Source organism: Chitinophagaceae bacterium (assembly GCA_007695095.1).
GTDB lineage: Bacteria > Bacteroidota > Bacteroidia > Chitinophagales > REEL01 > REEL01.
The window spans coordinates 1-3,047 of record REEL01000007.1 but is presented as its reverse complement, the minus strand read 5'-3'; the positions used below and the strand labels follow the sequence as shown (position 1 = coordinate 3,047).

2 protein-coding genes are annotated in these 3,047 nt (G+C 34.2%); both read right to left on the bottom strand.

The genetic code is table 11. The features are described from left to right. A partial coding sequence (locus EA412_00130; GenBank protein ID TVR84826.1) for a hypothetical protein occupies positions 1–2,485 on the bottom strand: 2,485 nt, incomplete at its 3' end. 251 nt (positions 2,486–2,736) lie between these two features. Further along, on the bottom strand, positions 2,737–3,045 hold the full coding sequence (locus EA412_00125; GenBank protein ID TVR84825.1) for a LytTR family transcriptional regulator: 309 nt from the start codon (positions 3,043–3,045) through the stop codon (positions 2,737–2,739). Positions 3,046–3,047: the final 2 nt, after the last annotated feature.

Here is a 3,047-nt window from a genome sequence, read left to right as displayed (position 1 = left end):
TTTGTGCTGGCATAGTGAAAATAGTTTGAAGCAAGTTTTCATCTTCAATGATTCCTGCATCAGCCGACCAATTTTCAAAGGAATAACCATTTTGCTGAATTACTTCAACGGGTACAGAAAAACCTGCACCAAATTCTCCCCCACCAGATACAATTCCTGCAGCCGGAGGATTGGAAGCAAGTAACAAATCATAAAATAAGCCAACATAAATATTATCAACAGCTGCAGGAGGCTGGGTACCTCCACTGCTATCATTTCTCCAACTGAATACCAGTCTTCTTTGTTGACCAATGTGTTCATCAGAAATATTTTGTGTTACTCTCTGCAATTCTGCCTGGTTATAATAAGAACCAAGTAGTTGAATAGTTCCGGGACTATTTAAAAGCTGTGTACCGGCAACTGGAGTTACCGCAGGAACAACCAAATAAACTCTCAAACGATCCCTGTCCTCTGTTTCACCCAAACCCTTCCAATCAAATTGAAGTTTAACTTCACCAGATTCAGCATCGGGAATCTGAAAATCCTTATAAAAATGTACCACAGAAGCTCTATTTATGCTATATGCATTGGTTAGTCCACCATCATTCGATACAATAGCTGCCATATTTCCGGGATCATTTGCCGGTTCACCAACATGCCATTGATTTGTCTGAGTTCCGTTTACCACAAACCAATTGTTGAAGTTACCTGTTTCAAAATCTTCTAAAAATGGAAGAGTTGTAGCATCATATGCTTCACCAATCAATTCAATAGTTTGAATTGCTTTATTGCCAATATTATCTTCGATTTCAACAAATGCATTTTTTATACCTGCGGATAAGGGTGAGAATAATACACTTATAGTTGCCTGTTCTCCTGTTCCTAATGAAACTGAAGATTCCAGATTTTGCAATATGAAATTTTCACTGTCATCGCCAATTATGCTAATGTCGGAAGGATCAATATTTATTTCACCTGAACCTGCATTGGTAAAAACAATATTCAATGCACCTGTTGTTTGACCAGTAAGGGTTTTAGGAAAGTTAAGTATTTGATCTGACGGACTTATAAGTGCGAAAACAGGTGGTGAAATTTCAAGTAACATAAAAGGTAATACGATATCATTATTTGATACTATTTCAAATTCTGAAAAATTACTTTGAAATCCAATTTTCTCAGCTGTATAACTATGGTTTCCTATAGGTAATCTAATAAATGCTTGACCTTCAGAATTTGTAGATAATGAATGTAACTCATTAACTAAAATACTTGCATCTTCAAGCGGTTCTGTTTCTACTTCATCTATTTGTCCTGTTATTGTAAATGTTACCATCGGATAAATCTGCATTTGTATAATCTCAGTGGATGCTTCATTATCCATAGTGAACTCGCCATTGATGGTATAATAATTTTCTTTCACTGCTGAATATGTATAGGTTCCATTTGCCAATGCAACAGTTGCAATACCTGAAGTATTTGTAAGCAAGGTTCCCTCAACAAAATCTGATCCTGAATAGGATTGAGCAATTCCTTCGTAGGTGACAGATACATTTGATAGTGGGTTATCATTCTGGTCAACTACAGTGAAGGTTTTGACAAAATTTCCTATAAGTTCAATATCCGGAACTATAATATTTGCATCTTCAATTTCCAATACTCCCTCGTAAGAAAGATAATTTGTAGCCTCAACAAGATAGTTGGTTGTTCCTGAAGGTAAATTAAGTACTGCATTTCCATTATTATCGGTTGTTGTGGGTCCAAAAGGTTTTCCGGGAACAGAAATTACACCACCATTAACAGGATCCGTGCCATTGGTTACAGTAAAATCAGCTTCATAAAAAGAACCTATTTTTACATCATCAAAATCAATATAAAACCATTCGGCAGCGGTCAGATTAGCTGTTCTTTCAGCAAATATTTCCACAATAATATCCTGGTTTCCATAGTCTGGCAACGGTATTTCAATTTTCCTGTACTCGTTAGTAATCATGTTATGATTAAAAATTGAACCGTTTAAAGCTATTGTTCCCAATGTATTGAAATTATTTCCACCATCATCTGATACCCTTACAAAAATTCGAAATCTTGTTGGAGGTGTACCGTCAGCAGGATAATTAAATTCATTTACTACCCTGTAGTAAAAACTAAGCACAGGATTCTCCCCACCCTGTACCTGCGATGTTCGCCAGAACCCATTAGGATTATCGGGGGATCCACCTGCATGAGTAATCAGCCTGCTAAATCTTTTACTATTGTTTAACCCGTATTCCTGCTCTACCCTGAAAGTATTATTAGTAAACCATCCTTCCGGAACCGAACCATTGGGAAGAGAATTAAAATTTTCATAAATATATGGAACGGTTTCCCGGCTGAGTAGGTTTTCAATGTTTATTTGTATTTCATTATCAATTACTTCAGAAAGTTTTTTTTCTTCAAAATTGCCATACGAAAATGGTGATAATAAAACAAATATAAAGAAGTATAGAAAAGGGTATTTATTTTTCATAGCATTTTGTATTAGTGGTTAAATATTTTTTAAAAATAACAACAATGAATTTAACAATAACCCAAGAAACATGTAAAATTACTAATAATAATTATTCAATAAATCATTTTATCGATCAACAAATTATTTTGTTTAATTAGTTGACTTTATTTTCCTTTTAGTTTTATTAAAATACATGGTAATTATTGTGATAAAAAAGGCTGACCTGAAAAATCAGGACAGCCTTTAACATTTATAATCCTTCTTGATTTTTAAATCAGATTCAATCTGCTGTAAAGCTCTTTTCTGTAAAGACCACCTATTGGCAATACTTTCATTTTTCCTTCAATCACCAGGTCGGGGTATTTGATGGAGAAAATTTTATTCAGATTTACAATAAATGATCTGTGAATTCTTACAAAATCTTTTTGTGGAAGAATTCTCACCATTTCTTTCATGGTTGTATGTGTTGTGTAGCTGTTATCTGAAGTATTGATAACAACATAATCTTTCAAAGCTTCCACGTAAAATATATCATCGAAATTGATTTTATTCAAACGATAATCGGCTCTTACGAAAATGC